Origin of the sequence: Streptomyces ambofaciens ATCC 23877, from assembly GCF_001267885.1 — a bacterium.
Lineage (GTDB): Bacteria > Actinomycetota > Actinomycetes > Streptomycetales > Streptomycetaceae > Streptomyces > Streptomyces ambofaciens.
In genome coordinates, this window is sequence record NZ_CP012382.1 from 961,809 (window position 1) to 982,546 (window position 20,738).

Below are 20,738 nucleotides of genomic sequence, written 5' to 3' on the forward strand. Positions count from 1 at the left end.
CGGGACGGGTCAAGACATGTGCGCGCGGCGCGGCAAGGCGCTTCTGTCATGCCACTGACACGTACACATACCCGCTGGTACGCTCAGCCGCCCCTTCCCCAAAGACGTCGGGAGGCACGATGCGCACCCGCCTGAGACGGCTCGTCGTCACGGCCGTCGCCCTGCTCACCGCGGCGACGACGCTGCCCGGGGCCGCCGCGGACGAACGGTCCGCCGGCCGGCACGAGCATCCGTCCCACGGCGGGCTGTCCGCCGTCATCCGCTACACCGAGTACGGCATTCCACACATCCTCGCCGAGGACTACGCGAACCTGGGCTTCGGCACGGGCTGGGCCCAGGCCGAGGACCAGGTGTGCACGCTGGCCGACGGTTTCGTGACCGTACGCGGCGAGCGCTCCCGGTACTTCGGCGCCGACGCGGTGTCCGACCTCTCGCTCTCCTCGGCCGCCACGAACCTCTCCAGCGACCTGTACTTCCAGGGGGTGCGCCGGTCGGGCACGGTGGAGCGGCTGCTCGCCGAGCCGGCGCCGCGCGGTCCGAGCCGGGACTCCGAGGAGCTGATGCGGGGCTTCGCCGCGGGCTACAACGCCTGGCTGGAGCAGAACCGGATCACCGACCCGGCGTGCCGTGGCGCCGCCTGGGTGCGCCCGGTGACCTCGCTGGACGTGGCCGTGCGCGGTTTCGCCCTCTCCGTGCTCGGCGGTCAGGGACGGGCCGTGGACGGCATCACGGCCGCGCGGCCGCCGGCCGGGAACGCGGCGGCCGCCCCCGGCCCCGACGCGGAATCGGCGGCGCGTGCCGCCCGGGAGCTCTTCGCCGCCGACGGCGCCGACATGGGTTCCAACGCCGTCGCCTTCGGTGGACGCACCACGGCCGACGGCCGCGGGCTGCTGCTCGGCAACCCGCACTACCCGTGGCACGGCGGACGCCGCTTCTGGCAGTCGCAGCAGACGATCCCGGGCCGGCTCGACGTCGCGGGCGGCTCCCTGCTCGGCTCCGCCACGGTGTCCATCGGCCACAACGCGCACGTCGCCTGGAGCCACACCGTCGCCACGGGCGTGCCCCTCAACCTCCACCAACTGGCGCTCGATCCGGCCGACCCGACGGTCTACCTGGTGGACGGCAGACGCGAGCGGATGACGAAACGGTCCGTGACCGTCCCGGTGAAGGACGGCGCACCGGTGACCAGGACCCAGTGGTGGACCCGGTACGGCCCGGTGGTGACCTCGCTCGGCGCCTCGCTGCCCCTGCCGTGGACCGCGACGGCCGCGTACGCGCTGAACGATCCGAACGCCGCCAACCTGCGCGCCTCCGACACCGCGCTCGGCTTCGGCCGGGCCCGCGGCACGGGTGACGTACTGGACTCGCTGCGCCGCACGCAGGGGCTGCCGTGGGTGAACACGATCGCCGCCGACTCGCGGGGCCGCACCCTGTTCACCCAGTCGCAGGTCCTCCCCCGCATCACCGACGAACTGGCCGGGCGCTGTTCCACACCGCTCGGCAGGGCCACCTATCCGTCCTCCGGGGTCGCCGTCCTGGACGGATCGCGCGGCGACTGCGCACCGGGCCGGGACCGGGACGCCGTACAGCCGGGGATCTTCGGTCCGGCGCGGATGCCGACACTCGAGGACGCGCCGTACGCGGAGAACTCCAACGACAGCGCCTGGCTGGCCAACGCGGACCGGCCGCTGACCGGTTACGAGCGGGTCTTCGGCACCGTCGGCACCCAGCGGTCGATGCGGACACGGGGCGCGATCGAGGACGTGGCGGCGATGGCCGGACGGGGCGGGCTGACCGTACGGGACCTTCAGCGGCAGCAGTTCGCCGACCGCGTGCCCGCCGGCGACCTGGCCGCCGCCGACGCGGCACGGGCCTGCGCGGCGCTGCCCGGCGGCGCGGCGACGGACAGTAAGGGCGGTGCGGTGGACGTGCGCGAGGCCTGCGGCGTCCTCGCCCGCTGGGACCGCACCGTCGACACCGGCAGCCGGGGCGCGCTGCTCTTCGACCGGTTCTGGCGGGCCCTCACGAGGACGGTGCCGTCCGATCGGTTGTGGAAGGTGCCGTTCTCGCCCGCGGACCCGGTCCGCACCCCGCACACCCTCGACACCGCCGCGCCCGGCTTCGCCACCGCCCTCGCGGACGCGGTCGGCGAACTGCGGGCGGCGGACATACCGCTCGACGCCCGGCTGGGTGAGCACCAGTTCGTGGTGCGGGGCGGCAAGCGCATCCCCGTGGGCGGCGGCACGGAGTCGCTGGGCGTCTGGAACAAGATCGAGCCCGTCTGGGACCCGGCCGGCGGCGGCTACACCGAGGTGACCACCGGCTCCAGCTACATCCAGGCGGTCGGCTGGGACGGGAGCCGGTGCCCGGTGGCCCGTACGCTCCTGACCTACTCGCAGTCCGCCGACCCCGCCTCCCGGCACCACGCCGACCAGACCCGGCTGTTCTCCGGCGAGCGGTGGGTGACGTCCCGCTTCTGCGAGCGCGACATCCGGGCGTCGCCCGCTCTGCGCGTCGTCCGGGTGCGCGAACGCTGAGACCGCGCCCGTCCCGCGACCCGCCCGGCGCCGAGCCGGGCGGGTCCGGTGTCTCGCCGGCTCCGTACGCCCCATTGACACGACCCGTCACTGACAGGAAAGTTTCACTCCGCACGGCGATCCGGGAAAGATACTTTCAGCTTCGGCGGCGGGAGACCCTTCGATGGCCGGACAGGCGACCAACGGATTCACACGGCGTCAACTGGGCGCCGGTGCCATGGCGCTCGGGGGCGCCCTGGCCATCGCCCCGTTCGCGGCCGGACCGGCCGAGGCCGCTGCGGACGCCGGCCGCCGCCCCACCCTGCGCCGTGGCACGGCCGAGCGCGCCGGACTGCTCCCCGGCCATCTGCGCCGCCTCGTCACCGACGCCGAGACCTACCTCGGCCCCTCCCCCGAGCACCCGTGGTACGCGGGCGCCGTGCTGCTCGCCGGGCGGGGCGGCACGGTGGCGCTGCACGAGCCGATCGGCATGGCGGTGCGCTACCGGGGCTACGACGAAGCGACCGACACCGGCGTCGAGTTCCCCGCGGAACAGCAGATCCCCATGGCCGAGGACACCGTGTTCGACCTCGCGTCGATCTCCAAGCTCTTCACCTCCATCCTCGCCGTCCAGCAGCTGGAGCGGGGCGCCCTGGAGCTGGAGGAGCCGGTCGCCTCGTATCTGCCGGACTTCGGACGGGCCGGCAAGCAGGACGTGACGGTCCGGCAGCTGCTGACGCACACGTCGGGGTTCCGGGCGTGGATCCCGCTGTACGGCGCGCCGACCCGCGAGGAGAAGATCGAGCTCGTCTACGACCAGGCACCGGTCAGCCCGCCCGGCACCGCGTACCTCTATTCGGACCTGAACCTGATCTCCCTCCAGCTGGTGCTGGAGGAGGTCACCGGCCGCCCCCTGGACGTCCTGCTGCGTGCGGAGATCACCGCTCCGCTCGGTCTCCGTCGCACCCGCTACAACCCGCCCGCGTCCTGGAGACCGCGCATCGCCGCCACGGAGGACGCGCGCCTGCCCTGGTCCGGCCTGGACCGGGGGCTGGTGTGGGGCGAGGTGCACGACGAGAACGCCTTCAGCCTCGGCGGCGTCGCCGGGCACGCGGGCGTCTTCTCCTGCGCCTGGGACCTGGCGGTCCTCGGCCGCGCGCTGCTCAACGGCGGCTCCTACGGACGGGAGCGCATCCTGCGGCCGGAGTCGGTGGAGCTGATGTTCACCGACTTCAACACCGACTTCCCGGGGGACGAGCACGGCCTCGGCTTCGAGCTCTACCAGCACTGGTACATGGGCGCGATGGCCACCCCGCGCACGGCGGGGCACACCGGCTTCACCGGTACCTCGCTGGTGCTCGACCCGACCACCGACTCGTTCCTCGTCGTACTGGGCAACTCGGTTCATCCGGTGCGCAGCTGGCGTTCCGGATCGGCTCCCCGGGTCGCGGCCGGCACCAACATGGCGCGGGCGGTGCCGGTGCGTCCCGCGCACGGCCGTACGGCCTGGTTCTCCGGGACGGCGAGTTCCACGACGGCGACGCTGACGCTGCCCGCGCTGGACACGTCCGGCGGCGGGGCGCGGCTGGGCTGCGCGCTGTGGTGGGACGTCGAACCCGGTTCGGACACCCTCGTCCTGGAGGCCACGACGGACGGCGGCGCCACCTGGACGAGCGTCCCGTTCACCACGACGCGCCGCGGCGAGGAGCCGCGGGAGCACCCGGCGGGCTCGGCCACCGGCTGGTCGGGCCGCGTCTGGCACCGGCTGACGGCCGCCCTCCCGGCAGCGCGTGGACTGACGTTGCGCTGGCGGTACACGACCGACCGGCTGTACGTGGGCCGCGGGGCGTACGTCGACGGGTTGCGCGTCGAGGCGGCCGACGGCGTCCTCTTCCACGACGCGCGCCCCGCGGACGCGGCGCGGATCGCGGCGGTGGGATGGGCGGCGTCGGCCGACTAGACGTCGTGCGCGTCGGCAGGGGCAGTACGGCTAGCCGTTGAAGACGGCCTTCTGCACCTCGTTCGGTCCGTCGAAGCTGTCCTCCTTCAGGCCGTCGAGACGGCTCACGACCTTGTCGTCCGCCTGGTTCTTGCGGGCGCGGTCGACGAGCGACTTGCGGTCGGCCGGGTAGTCCGCGCCGCTGAGGGCCTTCTGCAGGTCTATGGGGCTGAGGTCCGCCATGGCAGGCTCCCTGTGGTGTCGGTTCTCGGGGTCGTGGCACTGATCCACGAGTGCGGAATGTCCGCTATGTCGCGGTACCCGGCCCCGGCCGGCGCATGCGCCCTCAGCTCACCGTCCGGTCAGCACGGCCATCGCCGCGTTGTGCCCCGGCACCCCGCTGACCCCTCCCCCGCGGACCGCGCCCGCTCCGCACAGCAGGACGTTCGGTTGCCCCGTCTCGACGCCCCAGGGACCGGTGCCCTCCTGGGTGTGCGGCCAGGCCGGCTCGCGGTGGAAGATGTGGCCGCCGGGTAGGCGCAGGTCGCGCTCCAGGTCGAGCGGCGACCGGGCCTCGATGCAGGGCCGCCCGTCGGCGTCGGCCGCCAGGCACTCCGCGAGGGGCTCGGCCAGGTGGGCGTCGAGTCGGGCGAGGGTGGACGCGAGGAGCTCCTCGCGGACCGCGTCGTTGTCGCGGGCGAAGAGCCGGGCCGGCGTGTGCAGACCGAACAGGGTCAGCGTGTGCATGCCCTTCGCGGCCAGGTCGGGTCCGAGGATGGTGGGGTCGGTCAGCGAGTGGCAGTAGATCTCGGAGGGCGGTTCGGCGGGCGGCTCGCCGGCCGCGGCGCGGGCGTACGCGGTCGCCAGTTGTTCGTAGCCCTCCGCGATGTGGAAGGTCCCGGCGAAGGCCTCGCGCGGGTCGGCCTCGGGGTCGCGCAGTGCGGGCAGCCGCGTCAGCAGCATGTTCACCTTGAGTTGCGCGCCCTCGGCGGGCGGCGGGGGCGTCCGTCCCGTGAGCGTCGCCAGTTCCCGCGGTGAGGCGTTCACCAGGACGTGGCGTGCCGCGGCGACGCCCTCCCCGTCGGCGCAGCGGTAGGTGACCTCGGCCGCGCGCCCGTCCGTGTCGATCCGCACCGCCTCGTGCCCGGTGGCCAGCACCGCGCCTGCGGCGCGCGCCGCGTCGGCCAGGGCGTCGGTGAGGGCGCCCATGCCTCCGACCGGTACGTCCCAGGCGCCGGTGCCGCCGCCGATCACGTGGTAGAGGAAGCAGCGGTTCTGGCTGAGGGCGGGGTCGTGGGCGTCGGCGAAGGTACCGATCAGGGCGTCGGTGAGGACCACTCCCCGTACCAGGTCGTCCGCGAAGTGCTCCTCGATCGCGACACCGATCGGCTCCTCGAACAGCGCCCGCCAGGCCGTCTCGTCGTCGACCCTGCGACGCAGTTCGTCCCGGGTGGGCAGCGGCTCGGTGAGGGTCGGGAAGACCCGCTGGGCGACGCGGCCGGTCATGCCGTAGAACCGCTGCCAGGCCGTGTGCTCCCGGTCCGAACCCGTCAGCCGGGCGAAGGACTCCCGGGTCCGCCGCTCGCCCCCGCCGACGAGGAGCCCGGTGGGCCGGCCCTCCCGCTCGACGGGCGTGTACGAGGAGACGGTGCGCCCCCGCACCCGGAAGTCGAGGTCCAGGTCTCGCACGATCTTCTTCGGCAACAGGCTGACCAGGTACGAGTAGCGCGACAGCCGCGCGTCGACCCCGGCGAAGGGGCGCGTCGACACCGCCGCGCCCCCGGTGTGGTCCAGGCGTTCCAGCACGAGCACGGAGCAGCCGGCGCGGGCCAGGTAGGCGGCGGCGACCAGCCCGTTGTGGCCGCCGCCGACGATGACGGCGTCGTAGGCGTGGGAGGCGTGGGACACGTGGGATGCCCTGGCTGCGTGGGGCGGGGTGGGCGGGGTCATGGCTCTTGGTAACACGGGGCCGCGACGGGCTGCCAGAGGCGCGGTGGGCCGGGTGGGCGAGCACCTGCGAGGGCTGCGACGCCCGGGCACGGCCGAGGCGTCGCGGCGACCAGGACCGCCCGCCGCACTCGGCACCCGACTCCGGGCCCCGCCTCCGGCTCGGGTGCGGGAACAGCCCGGCACGGGAACCGCCCGGCACGGGAGCTGGCCAGCACGGGAGCAGGCCAGCACGGGAGCAGGCCGGCGCTGAAGTGCCCCGGCGCGGAAGCACCCCCGGCGCAGAAACAGCCCGGCGCGGACGCACCCCGGCGCGGGAGCCCCCCGCCCGGGTTCCGTGGCGCCTCGGTTCAGTGTGCTTCCGCTCTGCGCTGTACCGCGACCCTGCGGTACAGCTCCACCGCCTCGGCGCCGCGGCCGAGTTGTTCCAGGCAGTGGGCCTCGTCGTCGCGCGCGGCGAGGGTGTCGGGGTGGTCGGGGCCCAGGACGCCCTCGCGGGCGCGTGCGACCCGGCGGTACTCGGTGAGGGCGGCGGACCAGCGGCCCAGCCAGCCGAGTCCGACGGCGACCTCGCGGCGGCTGACCAGGGTGTCCGGGTGGTCCGGGCCGAGAACGCGCTCGCGGAGGGCGCACACCTCGCGGGACTCGACGAGGGCCTCCTCCCAGCGGCCGAGCCGGCCCAGGTTGACGCCCAGGCCGTGGCGGGCGCGCAGGGTCTCGGGGTGCTCGGGGCCCTGGGCGCGGGTGCGGTCGCCGATCAGCGTCTCGTAGAGCGCCAGGGCCTCGGCACTGCGGCCGAGGCGGCCGAGGCTGATGCCGATCTCGTGGCGGGCGGCGAAGGTGTCCGGGTGGTCCGGGCCGAGTGCGCTCGCGCGGGCCTCGGCGACCTCCCGGTAGGTCGACAGGGCCTCCTGCCAGCGGTCCAGCCGGCCGAGCTCGTAGGCCACCTCGAAGCGGGTGACCAGGGTGTCCGGATGGTCGGGGCCGAGCACGCGGGCGCGGGCCGCCGCCACCTCGCGGGCCATCCGGTGGGCGTCCTCGGGGCGTCCGAGCCGGCCGAGGTTGAAGGCCAGGTTGTGGCGGCAGCGCAGGGTGTCGGGGTGGTCGGGCCCCATGACACGCTCACGGGCGGCGAGGACCGAGGTGTAGACCTGGTGCGCGTCGGCGTGCCGGCCCAGTCGGCCCAGGACGTACGCCATCTCCTGGCGGACGGCGAGGGTGTCGGCGTGGTCGGCGCCCAGCACCCGGATCCGCGCCTCGGCGACGCGTTTGTACGCGCGCAGCGCGTCGGCGGCATGACCGGTGCGGCTGAGCGTGAAGGCGGCCTCGTAGCGGCTGGCGAGCGTGTCGGGGTGGTCGGGGCCGAGCAGCCGCTCGCGCTCGCATGCCACCGCACGGTGCACCTCGCCCGCCTCCGCCCAGCGGCCGAGCCGCCCCAGGCTCAGTCCCGCGTGGTGCCGTTGTGCCAGCGCGCCGGCCGTCGTGGGCGCGGGGCCGGGCCGCTCGCCCGGGGCGGGTGCGATCCCGTCGTCGGGCCGCGCGACCCACTCGCCGGACAGGCCGGCGGCGGGGTCCGGGGGCGTGGAGCGCGGCCCGGTGCCGGTCGCCTTGTGACCGGTGGTCATGCCGTGGGTCCACAGCGGCAGCGCGGCCCGTCCTCCTGTGGGCCGGGGCGTCCGCGACCGGGGCACCGCACCGGCCGGCACAAACCCCGGTGCGGTGCGGCCGGCGGCGATGCGGCGGCCCAGTTCGCGGGCGTCGTCCGGACGCTCCTCGGGCCGCTTGGCCAGCAGGTCCAGGATGATCCGGTCCAGGTACCCGGGCAGCTCGGCCCGGTGGGTGCGGGGCGGCTCGGGCGCCGTGTCGCGGTGGCCGACGAGGACCGCCCAGGCGTCGTCCAGGTCGAACGGCGGTACGCCGGTGGCGATCTCGTAGAGCACGCAGCCCAGCGAGTACAGGTCGCTGCGCCGGTCGACCTCGTCCCCGCCGATCTGTTCCGGCGACATGTAGTGCGGGGTGCCCATCGCGATACCGGTGCCGGTCAGCCGGGCGGTGAAGCCGACGTCGTGGCCGAGCCGGGCGATGCCGAAGTCGCAGATCTTCACGGTGCCGTCGGCGAGCCGCACGATGTTCGCGGGCTTCAGGTCCCGGTGCACGATGCCCTGGTCATGGGTGTAGGCGAGCGCGGAGGCGACCTGTTCGGCGATGTCGACGACGTCGGGAACCGGCAGCGGATGGTGCTTGGCGTCCTCCAGCAGCCGGCTCAGGTCGCGTCCCTCCAGCAGCTCCATGACCAGGAAGAGCACGCCGTCGCTTTCGCCGAAGTCGTGCACCACGGTCACCCCGCGGTGCTGGAGCGCGGCGGCCACCCGGGCCTCGCGCCGGAACCTCTCCCGCAGGACGCGGGTGAAGGAGTGGTCGTGGTGCGTGCCCAGCGGTTTGAGGCACTTGACGGCGACACGACGGCCCAGTGACTCGTCGCGTGCCCGCCACACCTCGCCCATACCGCCGCGCCCGATCCGCTCCAGCAGCCGGTACCGGCCCTGGATCAGCGTGCTGTCCCCCATCGCGCTGCCCGCCCCCGTAGCAGTCCGATACGCCCTCCCCTGGCCGGTCCAGTATGGCGGTCTACGGTCCGAGTTTGTATGGCGCCGGGCGCGCGGCCGGCCCGAGCCGGGCCATGGCACGCAGGATGTGTTTGGGCGGCAGCTGCCAGCGCAGACGTGCGGGAACGCCGCGCAGCAGGGTGCCCGTGGCGCGCAGCCGCCGGGTGACGGTGTCGGGCGCGGGGGCCGGTCTGCCGTAGAGCTCGTGCGCGTACGGCGGTAGGGAGTCGTACGCCAGATGTGCCACTCGGCGCCACAGCAGCTCGCGTGCGGGGACCAGGAGGGGGTGCGTGGGCGGGTGGAGCAGGAAGTCGTCCACCTCGCGTGCCTCGGGTCCCGCGGCCAGTTCGGGCCGCACCCGCGCGAAGTAGGCGGCCAGCTCGGCCCGGGTCGCGGGCACGGTGCCGGGGTCGAGGCCGACCAGACGGGCGCTGTGCCGGTGTTCGGCGAGGTAGCGGTCGGCGTGGGCGTCCGTGAACGGGAACCCGGAGCGGCGCAGGACGTGGAGGTAGGAGCCGATCTCGGCGCAGTGCACCCACAGCAGCAGCGCGGGTTCGTCGACGCCGTACCGCTCGCCGGTGGCGGGGTCCGTCGCGCCGAGTCGGCGGTGGATCTTCCGTACCCGGGCGCCGGCCCGCTCCGCCGCCTCGGTGGTCCCGTACGTCGTCGTGCCGACGAAGCTCGCGGTGCGCATCAGCCGGCCCCAGGCGTCGCGCCGGAAGTCGCTGTTCTGCATGACGCCGCGCACGGCGCGCGGGTGCAGTGCCTGGAGGTACAGGGCGCGGATGCCGGCGATCCACATCATCGGGTCGCCGTGCGCCTGCCAGGTCACCGAGTCCGGGCCGAACAGCCCCGGATCACCGGTCGTCCGCGTCGCCGTCATACCGGCAGGCTAACGCGCCGCACCCGGCGGCCCCAGGGCCTCAGCGCAGGGTGTCGAGGAACTCGCCGCAGGCCCGGGCGCAGTCCCGGCACGCCTGGGCGGCCTCCTCCGCCCCGGGGTGCCCGTCGAAGACGTGCGCGCTCTCCAGGCACACCTGTCGGCACCACTCGAGCTGGACGCGGATCGCGCCCTCGTCCACCTGGTTCTGCTCGGACAGCACCCGGCAGGTCGCGTCGCAGACCTCCGCGCACATGATGCCCTTGCGCCGTACGAGCTCCTGGTTCTCGGTCCCGTCCGGGTCCACGAGGCTCGCCCGCAGCGCGCACGCCCTCGCGCACTCGGTGCACGCCTGTGCACAAGCGAAACGGTCCTCCAGGAAGCGGAACAGTTCCTGCTGGGAAGTCGTCGTCGATGTCACACCGCGCGGGTTGCCGCTGCGGTCGCCGCCAAACCGCCGGGCCGCCGCGGGGCCCGTGATCCGGCGGTGGCGGGAGGTGTGTTGCCGCTGAGCAGGTTGGTCGCGCGAAGCCGGGGGTACCCGCGCTGCATGACCAACGCATGGATGGACCTGGCCGCGGGCTCCGGTGGGATCGGCATCGGTATCGGCGTCGCGGCCGTCGTGGTGGTGGCCCTGCTGATCGGCGCGTTCGCTTTCGGGAGCCGGCAGAAGCGCAAGGAGTCGCCGCCGCCGCGCCCGGAGGAGCAGCCCCGTATGCCCGAGGGCGGGCCCGTTCGGGAGACCCGGGAGCGCCGGGAGCCCGACGAGATGCCGCAGAGCGACGACCGGACGCTGCCGCACGACCTCGGTCATCAGGGCAGCCGCCCCTCCTCCGGGCAGGAGCGGCCCCGCTGGGACGAGGGCAGCAGCGGTTCCTTCGGGAGTGGCGGACCGGGCGGACGCTGACCCGAACATGCCGTGACCGCACGTGGCCGCGCACGTGGGCCCGGACCGGAGTGACTCCGGTCCGGGCCCACTGCCGTGTCCGGGGCTACGACGCGTCGCGCACGGTGCCGGTCAGCACCGGGCCCTGGGGCTCGCCCTCCTCGTCGGTGAGCCGGAAGCCGATGTGCTCCGCGGGCTCGGTGACCTCGTCCCGGACGGTGGGCACCGTCGCCTCGGCGCTCGTCCCGCCGGGCGGCACCGAGGTCCACAGGGAGAAGTACTCCAGCCGGGAGAGCGGAACCTCTCCGTCGGGGACCTCCCCCACGGTCTCCAGCAGCCAGTCACGGTCGACGTCCTCGGTGGACAGCTGCGGGCGGGTGTCGTCCGGCACCGGCACGAGCGCCGCGCCGAGGTCCACGTCGGCCGGCTCGGACAGCGAGATCCGCCAGCGCAGGGGCTTCCCCTCGGTGACGGTGCCGGCGACCGGGGTCACGCTGACCGCGGGCATCGGGTCGTCGTTCGTCACGGTGACGCCACCGGCGTACGTGCCCACGACCGAGCCGCGGACCGCCTTCACGAGGACGTCGTGGGAGACGTCCCAGGCGTAGCGCTCGTTGCCGGCCACCTCGACGGTGACGTCGATGCCGGGGCTGCCGGGACGGACGGAGACCAGACGGGTCTCGGTCGCTCCCGTGGCCGGATCCGTGACGTACGTGCGGACCGTGCCCCCTCCCTTGCCGGAGACCCGCACCGGGACCGTGTACGTACGCACCCCCGAGTCGCCCTCCTCGACCTTCGTCCGGCCGACGTCGACACGGGCCAGCGGGGCCGGCCGGACGCCGGGCGTGCCCGGCTGCCAGGCGTGGGCGTCCATCAGCCATGCCCGGCCCGTGCGGGTGCGGGGCGTCAGTTCCAGCGAGGCGACGCGGCGCAGGTCGACTCCGGCGCGGCCCGCCGCGGTGAGCGGTACGCGCACCTCCTGCGCCCAGTAGGACGCGGTGCGTTCGCTGCCCGGCAGTCCGTCGACGCGGACCGCGCCGAGTGTGGCCCGCCTGCCCGCGGTGTCGGTGACGGAGACGTCGAGCCGGGTGCCGGTGCTGTTGGGCGGCACGATGACGCGCAGGGCCAGACTCTCCGCTCCCTTCAGGGACAGGGGCGCGCCGGTCCGGATCCGGGTCGCGGTGCCCGGTGCCGACCAGTTCAGGGCGATCGCGCTGCGGCCGGCCTCGCGCTCCGGCTGCCAGTACGCGAAGTGCGGTGCCCAGCCGACGGCGTCCTCGCCGAGGCAGGCGGTGGCCGGGTCGGGATCGACCGCCGAGCACAGGCGTCCGCCGGTCACCTTCACCCCGTCGTCCGGCAGGAGTCCGGCGCCGCGGCCGGCGCCCACCGCGTGGGTCAGGACGCGTGCCGGGTCCGCGGAGGGGGCCCGGCGGCCCGTTCCGTCGACCAGCTCGCGCACCCGGTCGTCACCGGCGACGAACAGCCGTGCCGCGGCGGCGACGTAGGTCGCGCCCGCGCGGTGCTGCTGTTCCGCGGTGAGCCGGGTCGGGCTGCCGGGCGAGCACACCGGGTCGCGGTCCTCGGGGTCGTCCCAGAAGTCGTCACTGGCGGGCGCCTGCGCCAGGCCGGGCGTCCACTCGCTGTTGAAGTAGTTGTGGTTCGCGCCCGTGATGTGGACCGCGCTGTGCAGCGCCCGGCCGCGGCTCACCCCGCGGGTGCCGTCGACGTACAACTGCCCCTGGAGGTCGGAGACGTCACCGTCACAGCCCGGCAGGATCGTCAGCGACGGCACGTCGGGCACCGGGTTCTGGCCGAAGGCGGTGGGGCCGACGAGTACGGTTCCGCGGATCTTCCAGCGGGCTCGTGCCGGGTGGCCGTCCTGGCTCGCGGGCGGCGGGTAGAGGCTGTCCATGGCGGCCCGGTCGACGCCTTCGCCGCCGCGCGAGTGACCGACGAGCAGGACGCGCGACAGGTCGGCCCGCGGGCCCCGGCGAACGGCCGTCGGCGCCGCGGCGGGCCCGGTGGACCAGTCCGCCCAGCGGGCCAGGTGCGAGCGCACCAGCGACGAGCGCGCCTGGGCACCGCCGTCCTCCAGGTCGCCGTCCTGGCCGTTGATGCCGTTGGCGGAGATCGAGACGGTCACGTAGCCCTGGGAGGCCAGTAGCTTCTGGTCCTCGAGATAGCCGCGGTGGCTCGGGATCGGCTGGGTGCCGCGGGCACAGGGCCAGTCGATCGTGACGGCATCCTCGCCCTCGCCGGGGACGTAGCAGGTGGCGTGCCGGCCGTGCAGGAAGAGCGCGAGCGGGCGCTTGCCGGTCGCTCCCTTCGGCGCGACGACCAGGCCGCGCATCTCGACCGGGGCGGCGAGGCCGGGCAGCCGGACCGGGTCGAGCGTGTACGCGCCGGTCGTGGTGGCGAACCGGCCGGGTCTGCCCGGGTCGACCGCGCCGGCCGGGAGGCGGGCCGGGGGTTTCGCCGGGGGCGTGTCGTCGGGGCGGCGCTCACGGGCGGCGGCGCCGGCTTCCCGGTCCAGCCGGCGGCCGGCCGCGAGGACCTGGAGGTCCGTCAGGCCGTGCCCGGCGGCCGGATCCGTGTCGTCCAGGGGTAACCGGAACGTCCGTCCGTCCGCGTCCTGTTCGGGTATGCCGAGCAGGCGGCCGGTGGCGTGGAACTCCACCCGGGCGTCGCCGGGCGGCACGGTCCGCGGGGAGCGCCACTCCAGGGCCTTCGTCTCACCGCTGCCGGTGAGACGCCAGCCGGGCGGCAGGTCAGCGGTGGTGTGCGGGGTCGTCGGGGCGGAAGCGGCGCCGGGCGGTTGCGGCCGGGCGTGGGCGGCGGCGGGCGCCACTCCCACCAGGGTCAGCGCCGCTGCCACGGCGGCCCACGTCTTTCGCGCACGTATCAAGAACTGCTCCTCAACACCTCGGTCGGGGCTCCGCCCGTGCGGACGCCCCCTCGTTCGAGGAGGAGGGAAAGCCGGACCTCGCGGTTGCCTGGGGGAGGTGAGGCGCCGCCCGAAGCGCCCGCGTCGGCGCCGCCGTTCGGGCGTTCACCGGTTCCCGCGGGCCGCGTCGGCCGGGCAGTCCTCGCTGGACCGGCCCGCGAGTCGGCCGCCGGGCTGTTCCACCGTCACCTTCGCGCTCGTGAGTGCCGGGTCCTGGCGCAGCCGGGCGACAGCGACCGTGCAGGCGAGCTGGTCGACGGCCAGGGCGCTGAGGCTCCCGGCGTCCTCGGGGAGCTGGACGCCGACCGCCGCTCCGTCGGTCCGGATGGTGGGTGCCGCCATGGAGGGCGGCAGTTCGGTCGTCAGCCCGTTCCTGCGTTCCTCGGCGTCCGGCCCCTCGAACAGCATGAGGACGGTGCTGCTGAGGTCGGCCCCCGCGCCGGGCACCGCACGGGGAACCGTGGTCAGCTCGCCGTCGGCGACGAAGTACAGCGGCACCACGGTGTCGGGAACGGCCTCGGGCCGGGTCTGTGCCGGGCTGGGGCCAGGACCGGGCTCGAGGACCCCGGTCGCGGGTTCGCCCGCCTCCACCACGCCGGTGGCGGGGATGCCGCAGGCGGCGAGCGGGAGCAGGGCGGCGAGCAGCAGCGGGCGCCGGCGGTGGGCGCGCGTGCCGCTGCGACGGCAGGCTTTGGCGGGGTCCGGGGCCGGCGGTCTCATGGGCGGTGATCCTTCGCGGAGTGCGTCGTCGGTTCCTGTGCGTCGTCCGGTCGCAGGGGGAGGACGACCGTGAAGACGGCGCCGCCTCGCGGATGGTTGGCCGCACGGACGGTGCCGCCGTGCAGCGCCACGTTCTCCGTGGTGATGGCCAGCCCGAGGCCGCTGCCCTCGCTCCGGGTCCGGGCGCTGTCCGACTTGTAGAAGCGGTCGAAGACGTGCGGCAGGACGTCGTCGGGGATGCCGGCCCCGCCGTCGGCGACCGTGACGACCGCCCGCCTTCCGGCACGGGGGTCGTCCTCCTGGCGCAGGCTCAGCCGGACGGGGGGCGCCCCGTGGCGGAGGGCGTTGGCGACGAGGTTCGCGACCACGACGTCGAGGCGGCGCGGGTCCACCCGGCCCCGCAGCGTGCCCGGTTCGGGAAGGTCGGTCTCCACGGTGTCGAGCCAGCCGCGGGAGGCGAGCGTGCGCCGCAGGGACTCCGCGAGGTCGATCTCGTCCAGGTGCAGGGCGGCGGCGCCCGCGTCGAAGCGGGAGATCTCCATCAGGTCGTCCACCAGGCCGGCCAGCTTCGTGGTCTCCTCGCTGATGAGGCGTACGGCCATGGCGGTGTCGTCGTCCAGGCCGGCCGCGTCCTCGTCCAGCACGTCCGTCACCGCCGACATCGCCGCGAGCGGGGTGCGCAGTTCGTGCGAGACGTCCGCGGCGAAGCGCCGGGCACCGGCCTCCATGCGCCGCAGTTCGGCCACCGAGCCCTCCAGCGCGGCGGCCGTCTCGTTGAACGTGCGGGACAGATCGGCGAGTTCGTCGGAGCCCTGCACCGTGAGCCGGGTGTCCAGCCGGCCCTCGGCGATGCTGCGGGTGGCCCGCCGCAGGGCCCGCACCGGCCGCAGCACCCCGCGCGCGGCCAGGAGGGCGATCAGGACGGCCAGGGCCAGGGCGGGCACGGTGGCCCGTTCGATGGCGGTGACCAGCGCGTCGACGTAACCCTGCTCCTCCTGCTGCGGCACGGTCAGGTAGACCTCCAGGCCGGAGGCGGGCCGCGAGGTCGTGTACGGGCCGGCGAAGGTGACCGGCATGCCGACGACGAGCGCGGAACGGCCGTCGCGCGACACCCGCTGGAACACCGTGGCCAGGCGGGTGCGGACCGACTCGCGCATCGCCGGGGACAGTTCGCGGAACGCGTCCCCGGGGGCGGACGTCGCGCTCGCCTCCCCATAGGTCACCAGGACCCGCCAGGTCTGGGAACGTCCGCCGCGCGACACATCGGCGGCGAACGACCGCAGGTCGGACTCGCCGGGTGGGAACCGGTAGTGGGGGACGATGGTGTCGACCCGGTGCCGGAAATCCTCGATCACCGTGTCCTGGCTCTGCTGGAGGACCCTGGTGCGGGCCTCGCGGAAGGTCAGCGCTCCGGTGGTCACCGTCGCCACGACCGCGACGAGGGTGAAGGCCATCACCAGCCGCACGCGCAGCCCGTTCAGGGCGCGCGGCACCCGGGGAGCTCTCACCGGGTCCCGAACCGGTAGCCGAAGCCGCGCACGGTGTGCACGTAGCGCGGTCGGCCCGCGGGCTCGCCGATCTTGGAGCGCAGGCGTTTCACACAGGCGTCCACGAGGCGTGCGTCCCCGTGGTAGTTGTGCTCCCACACGGCTTCCAGGAGCTGCTGGCGGCTGAAGACCTGCCCGGCCGAGGCGGACAGGGTCAGCAGCAGCCGCAGTTCGGAGGGGCCGAGGGCGACGGGCCGCCCCTGGTGGGTGACGGTGAGACCGGCACGGTCGATGACCAGGTCGCCGTGGTGTTCCGGACGGGTCGTGCCGTGGTCGTCCGGGGCGCCGCCCACGCGGCGCAGCACCGCGCGGATGCGTGCGTCCAGTACCCGGGCACGGACCGGTTTCACGACGTAGTCGTCCGCTCCGGCCTCCAGTCCGACGACGATGTCGGTGTCGTCGCCGCGGGCCGTGGCCATGATGATCGGCACCTGGTGGTGGGCGCGTATCCGTCGGCACACCTCCAGTCCGGGCATGCCCGGCAGCATCAGGTCGAGGATGACGGCGTCGGGCCGGAAGGACCGCAGGAGCTCCAGTCCGTCCTCGCCCGTCGCGGCCGCGGCGACCTCGTGCCCCTGACGGCGCAGGGCCAGCCGCACGCCCTCCCGGACGGCGCGGTCGTCTTCGATGATCAGGACCCGTGGCATGGATCTCAGTATGCGTATGAACGTGCGAACACCGGCTCCTGGGGCAGGGCTGTTACACAGCGGTCCACATGCGGTCCCCGGGCGATCACACGGCGGGGGCACGCTGCGTGATCATGAACGAGCATCGATCGACGTCCTCGCCGGTCCCCGAGAGGGGCCGCCGACGCCGCGGCAGGAGCCGCGTCCGCCGCGGGCGGGGCGGGCCTCCACCGCTGCTGTGGGCCGGGATCCTGGCGGGTGTCGTGCTGCTCATCGCCGGCGGGCTGGTCCTGAGGGAGCGGACGGAGCCGCCCGGCCGCTCCGCCGACGCCGGCGGACGGTCGGCGGCTCCCGGGCGCCCGGCTCCGCGCGAGGTCGTCGAGACCGACGGGGCCCTGCGGGAGGGGCGGGTGACCGGGGGCGAGCAGGGGGTCGAGGTCGAGGAGGACGGGCAGGAGGAGAAGGCCCCGGATCCCGGTTCGATCCCGTCGTCGGGACCGGGCACGTTCGCCACCGCGCCGGGCGGCGGCGCACGGGTCGGGGGGCGTGAGCGGACGCTGACCTACGTCGTCCAGGTCGAGGACGGCATCGGGATTCCGGCGCGGGACGTCGCCGCCGAGGTCGAGCGCGTCCTCGCCGGCCCGCGTGGCTGGACGGCCGACGGGAGGGTGGGGTTCCGGCGGGTGTCCGGCGGAGCCGCCGACTTCCGGGTGCGGCTCGCCACGCCGGCGACGGTGGACGACATATGCGGCCGGTACGGCCTCGACACCGGCGGTGAGGTCAACTGCAACGTGGGGCAGGACGTCATGGTCAACCTCAAGCGGTGGCTGCTGGCGACCCAGTACTACGCGGACGACGTGACGTCCTACCGGGCCCTCGTCATCAACCACGAGGTGGGGCACTTCCTCGGCCACGGTCATGTGGGCTGCCCGGGCGCGGGGCGGCCCGCGCCGGTGATGATGCAGCAGATCAAGGGGCTGCACGGCTGCCGCACCAACGTCTGGCCCTACGACGCCGAGGGCCGGCTCGTCACCGGGCCGGCCCTCGGCTGAGCGGCTCGGGCGGCGTCCGCCGCACGGACGCCCGCGTCGTCGCCCCGGGGCGAGCGGTCACGGGCGCCGGTCGGGTACGGCCGCCGCGCAGTCCGGGTTGTGGCAGGTGCCCCGGCGCCAGACCGGGACGTAGATCCCGAGGGTCTTGTGCCGGGTGACCTCCGCGGGGACGGTGTGGCCGCAGGACGGGCAGACGTCCTCGCGCTCCGCTGTGGTCTGCGGTGTCTTCGTTCGCTGGGTGTGATGGATCATGATGCTCACGTCCGCGGCGATAAGGGGCTTTGGTAACTCTTTGCCCGTAATTGACGTGCGTATGTGCGAGGGAGCGGGCCAATGCCGTGCCGGCCGTTTCACTGGTCGTCCCGCTCGCCTCGCGGTGAGGTGAGCGTCTCCTCCCGGGAGTCACCGCCCGTGTCCCCCTCCGGCGCGTCCGCGGGCCGTCTCAGGCTCAGGATCACGGACCCCGCGAGCACCACCACGATCACCGCCAGGCTCACCGGTGACGGGATCTCCGGCACGGACGGACTGACCAGCTTGTGCGTCGCCTGGAGGATGAGCTTGACGCCGATGAACCCGAGGATGATCGCCAGGCCCTTGCTCAGATAGTGGAAGCGGTCCAGCAGCCCGGAGAGCATGAAGTACAGGGCCCGCAGGCCGAGGATGGCGAAGGCGTTGCTGGTGTAGACGATGAAGGCGTCGTCGCTGACGGCGAGCACGGCCGGCACGCTGTCGACGGCGAAGATCAGGTCGGCGGCCTCGATGGCGGCGACGACGGCGAGCAGCGGCGTCGCCACGAGCTTGCCCGCCTCTTTCACGAAGAACTTCGGGCCCGCGTAGGTGTCCCGGACGGGGATCACCTTGCGCAGCAGCCGGACGGCGAAGCTCCGGCCGGGGTCGAAGCTCTCCTCCTCGCCCTTGAGGATCTTGTAGACGCTGTAGAAGAGGATGGCCGCGAAGACGAACAGGACGGCGGTGAACCGGCTGACCACGGCCACGCCGGCGGCGAGGAAGACGCCCCGGAACACCAGGGCGCCGATGACACCGAAGAAGAGGACCCGGTGCTGGTAGGCGCGGGGCACCTTGAAGTAGGCGAAGATCAGGGCGAAGACGAAGAGGTTGTCGACGGAGAGGCTCTTCTCCAGCAGCCACGCGGTGGTGTACTCGGTGCCCGCCGTCCCGCCGAGCACGAGGAAGACGACCGCACCGAAGGCCAGAGCGAGTCCGACCCACAGTCCGCTCCAGGCCGCCGCTTCCTTGAAGCCGATGACGTGGGCGTGGCGGTGGGCCAGCAGGTCGACGGCGAGCGACACGACCACGGTCGCGGCGAAAACCGCCCAGAGCCAGAACGGCACATCGAACATGCGGGCCTCGCAGTGGTGTGCGGAGAGATCCCCCTACACCCGAGTGTGCACCACGTCGTCGTTCCTCACCGGTCCTCGGGCACGGGGGCGGGACGCGGCGTCGTCCCGTCGGCCTCGGCGGCGTCGGCGAGTGCCTGTGCGGCGGCCTCCGCGGCCTGGGCCGTGTCGTTGGCGGCCTGTGCGGCGCCGTCGTCGGAGCGGGTCTCGCGGGTGGCGGGCGACTGCGGCAGCGCCTCGGTGAAGGCACGGGACACGCCCTGCAGGGCGGAGGTGACCTCGCTGGGGATGACCCAGAAGGTGCTGCCCGAGCCCTGCGCGAGCTGCGGCAGCACCTGGAGGTACTGGTAGGCGAGGAGCTTGGGGTCGGGGTCGTTGCGGTGTACGGCCTGGAAGACCTCGTCGATGGCCCGGGACTGGCCCTCGGCCTTGAGGATCTCGGCGGTGCGGTTTCCCTCCGCGCGCAGGACCGCGGCCTGCTTGTCGCCCTCGGCGGTGAGGATCTGCGACTGGCGCTGCCCTTCCGCGCCGAGGATCGCGGCCCGCTTGTCCCGCTCGGCACGCATCTGCTTCTGCATCGCGTCCTTGATGGACTGCGGGGGGTCGATGGCCTTGATCTCCACCCGGTTCACCCGCAGTCCCCATTTTCCGGTGGCCTCGTCGAGTACCCCGCGCAGTTGGCTGTTGATGGTGTCCCGTGACGTGAGCGTCTTCTCCAGGTCCATGGACCCGACGACGTTGCGCAGGGTGGTGACGGTGAGCTGTTCGACCGCCTGGAGGAAGTTGGCGATCTCGTAGAAGGCCGCGCGCGGATCCGTGACCTGGAAGTACAGCACGGTGTCGATCTCGACGACCAGGTTGTCCTCGGTGATCACGGGCTGCGGTTTGAAGGAGACGACCTGCTCCCGCAGATCGATCACCGGGTACACGCGATCGATGTACGGGATGACGAGGCTCAGGCCGGGTTTCAGGGTGCGGTGGTAGCGGCCGAGCCGTTCGACGTTGCGGGCGCGGGCCTGGGGCACGATGCGTACCGCTCGCACCACGGTGAAAACCGCGAGAAGCGCGACGATCACACCTGCGACGAGGAACGCCGAGACTTCCATGGTCACTCCCGGGGGTAGACGAGGGCGGTGCTGCCGCTGATCTCCATGACGTCGACGGTCGCCCCTGGGGGGATCACCAGCGTCTCGTCGTAGGAACGGGCCGTCCACTCCTCACCGCCGATGCGCACCCTGCCCTCCCTGCCCGTCACCTCCGAGACGACGTAGGCGGCCCGGCCGACGAGCGCGTCCACACCGAACCGCTCCGTCTGGGGCTGGAGGAGGTGGCGCAGGGCCACGGGGCGCACGAACAGGAGGGTGACCGTGGCCACGGCGGTGAACACCGCGAACTGGAGAGGCCCGGCCAGTCCGGCCGCGGCGGCTCCGGACGTGATCAGCGCGGCCGCTCCCAGCATTCCGAGCGCGGCGGTGAGAGTGAAGATCTCCGCCACGATCAGAACCGCCGCGACGATCAGCCAGATCAGCCACGGGTCCATTACGACCCCCTCCGTGACGGTGCGGGTGCGTGCATGGCAGGACGCCTGCTTTGAAGCGATTTTACCTGCTTACCGGAGAAGAGAACCCCCTCGGTCGGCGAGCAGGGCGCCCTTGTGCCGGCTCCGGGAACGAGCCTCCCGTCCGCCCGTTCCCGTCTCTCCCGTCCGTCCGTTCCG

General features: G+C 73.9%; 17 protein-coding genes. 4 read left to right on the forward strand and 13 right to left on the reverse strand.

The genetic code is table 11. The features are described from left to right. Nucleotides 1-119 precede the first annotated feature (119 nt). Nucleotides 120-2,537, forward strand: coding sequence for a penicillin acylase family protein (locus SAM23877_RS04365; RefSeq protein WP_053127125.1), 2,418 nt, complete (start codon nucleotides 120-122; stop codon nucleotides 2,535-2,537). Between the two features lie 163 nt (nucleotides 2,538-2,700). Then, nucleotides 2,701-4,476: a serine hydrolase domain-containing protein gene (locus SAM23877_RS04370; RefSeq protein ID WP_053127128.1), complete on the forward strand. Its 1,776-nt coding sequence runs from the start codon at nucleotides 2,701-2,703 to the stop codon at nucleotides 4,474-4,476. A 30-nt stretch (nucleotides 4,477-4,506) separates the two neighbouring features. On the opposite strand, the gene SAM23877_RS04375 is transcribed toward SAM23877_RS04370, so the two are convergent. The 5 genes from SAM23877_RS04375 to SAM23877_RS04395 form a co-directional block, all read right to left on the reverse strand. Then, a complete protein-coding gene (locus tag SAM23877_RS04375) occupies nucleotides 4,507-4,698 on the reverse strand; it encodes a DUF2795 domain-containing protein (protein ID WP_053127130.1) in 192 nt (63 codons plus the stop codon). A 108-nt stretch (nucleotides 4,699-4,806) separates the two neighbouring features. Then, a complete protein-coding gene (locus SAM23877_RS04380; protein WP_079030016.1) occupies nucleotides 4,807-6,405 on the reverse strand; it encodes a phytoene desaturase family protein in 1,599 nt (532 codons plus the stop codon). 347 nt (nucleotides 6,406-6,752) lie between these two features. Further along, the gene (locus tag SAM23877_RS04385) at nucleotides 6,753-8,969 is read right to left on the reverse strand and encodes a serine/threonine-protein kinase (protein WP_053127134.1); all 2,217 of its coding nucleotides are present in this window, start codon (nucleotides 8,967-8,969) and stop codon (nucleotides 6,753-6,755) included. A 61-nt stretch (nucleotides 8,970-9,030) separates the two neighbouring features. Beyond that, a complete protein-coding gene (locus SAM23877_RS04390; protein ID WP_053127136.1) occupies nucleotides 9,031-9,891 on the reverse strand; it encodes an oxygenase MpaB family protein in 861 nt (286 codons plus the stop codon). 40 nt (nucleotides 9,892-9,931) lie between these two features. Continuing rightward, nucleotides 9,932-10,309: a four-helix bundle copper-binding protein gene (locus tag SAM23877_RS04395; protein WP_053127138.1), complete on the reverse strand. Its 378-nt coding sequence runs from the start codon at nucleotides 10,307-10,309 to the stop codon at nucleotides 9,932-9,934. A gap of 129 nt (nucleotides 10,310-10,438) precedes the next feature. Here SAM23877_RS04395 and SAM23877_RS04400 point away from each other — a divergent pair, with 129 nt between their 5' ends. Beyond that, a complete protein-coding gene (locus tag SAM23877_RS04400) occupies nucleotides 10,439-10,795 on the forward strand; it encodes a DUF6479 family protein (RefSeq protein WP_053127139.1) in 357 nt (118 codons plus the stop codon). Nucleotides 10,796-10,880: 85 nt separating this feature from the next. On the opposite strand, the gene SAM23877_RS04405 is transcribed toward SAM23877_RS04400, so the two are convergent. From SAM23877_RS04405 to SAM23877_RS04420, 4 genes are all read right to left on the reverse strand, one after another. Then, nucleotides 10,881-13,679: an alpha/beta hydrolase family protein gene (locus SAM23877_RS04405; protein ID WP_053127142.1), complete on the reverse strand. Its 2,799-nt coding sequence runs from the start codon at nucleotides 13,677-13,679 to the stop codon at nucleotides 10,881-10,883. A 144-nt stretch (nucleotides 13,680-13,823) separates the two neighbouring features. Further along, nucleotides 13,824-14,438 carry a hypothetical protein gene (locus SAM23877_RS04410; protein WP_244902915.1) on the reverse strand — a complete coding sequence of 205 codons (615 nt, stop codon included), beginning with the start codon at nucleotides 14,436-14,438 and terminating at the stop codon, nucleotides 13,824-13,826. Further along, nucleotides 14,435-15,931, reverse strand: a complete 1,497-nt coding sequence (locus SAM23877_RS04415; protein ID WP_053127144.1) for a sensor histidine kinase — start codon at nucleotides 15,929-15,931, stop codon at nucleotides 14,435-14,437. Before SAM23877_RS04415 ends, SAM23877_RS04410 begins: the two co-directional genes overlap by 4 nt. 11 nt (nucleotides 15,932-15,942) lie before the next feature. Beyond that, nucleotides 15,943-16,632, reverse strand: coding sequence for a response regulator transcription factor (locus SAM23877_RS04420; protein ID WP_053127146.1), 690 nt, complete (start codon nucleotides 16,630-16,632; stop codon nucleotides 15,943-15,945). Between the two features lie 113 nt (nucleotides 16,633-16,745). Between SAM23877_RS04420 and SAM23877_RS04425 the strand changes: the two genes are divergently transcribed. Further along, nucleotides 16,746-17,663: a DUF3152 domain-containing protein gene (locus SAM23877_RS04425; protein WP_079030634.1), complete on the forward strand. Its 918-nt coding sequence runs from the start codon at nucleotides 16,746-16,748 to the stop codon at nucleotides 17,661-17,663. A gap of 57 nt (nucleotides 17,664-17,720) precedes the next feature. Here SAM23877_RS04425 and SAM23877_RS04430 read toward each other — a convergent pair whose 3' ends face one another. From SAM23877_RS04430 to SAM23877_RS04445, 4 genes are all read right to left on the reverse strand, one after another. After that, nucleotides 17,721-17,915, reverse strand: a complete 195-nt coding sequence (locus SAM23877_RS04430; protein WP_053127147.1) for a hypothetical protein — start codon at nucleotides 17,913-17,915, stop codon at nucleotides 17,721-17,723. Between the two features lie 98 nt (nucleotides 17,916-18,013). Then, the gene (locus SAM23877_RS04435) at nucleotides 18,014-19,024 is read right to left on the reverse strand and encodes a TerC family protein (protein ID WP_053127148.1); all 1,011 of its coding nucleotides are present in this window, start codon (nucleotides 19,022-19,024) and stop codon (nucleotides 18,014-18,016) included. A gap of 65 nt (nucleotides 19,025-19,089) precedes the next feature. Next, nucleotides 19,090-20,127 (reverse strand): SPFH domain-containing protein, encoded by a 1,038-nt coding sequence (locus SAM23877_RS04440; RefSeq protein ID WP_053127149.1) that lies wholly within the window; start codon nucleotides 20,125-20,127, stop codon nucleotides 19,090-19,092. Between the two features lie 2 nt (nucleotides 20,128-20,129). Beyond that, nucleotides 20,130-20,561 carry an NfeD family protein gene (locus SAM23877_RS04445; RefSeq protein ID WP_053127150.1) on the reverse strand — a complete coding sequence of 144 codons (432 nt, stop codon included), beginning with the start codon at nucleotides 20,559-20,561 and terminating at the stop codon, nucleotides 20,130-20,132. Nucleotides 20,562-20,738 lie beyond the last annotated feature (177 nt).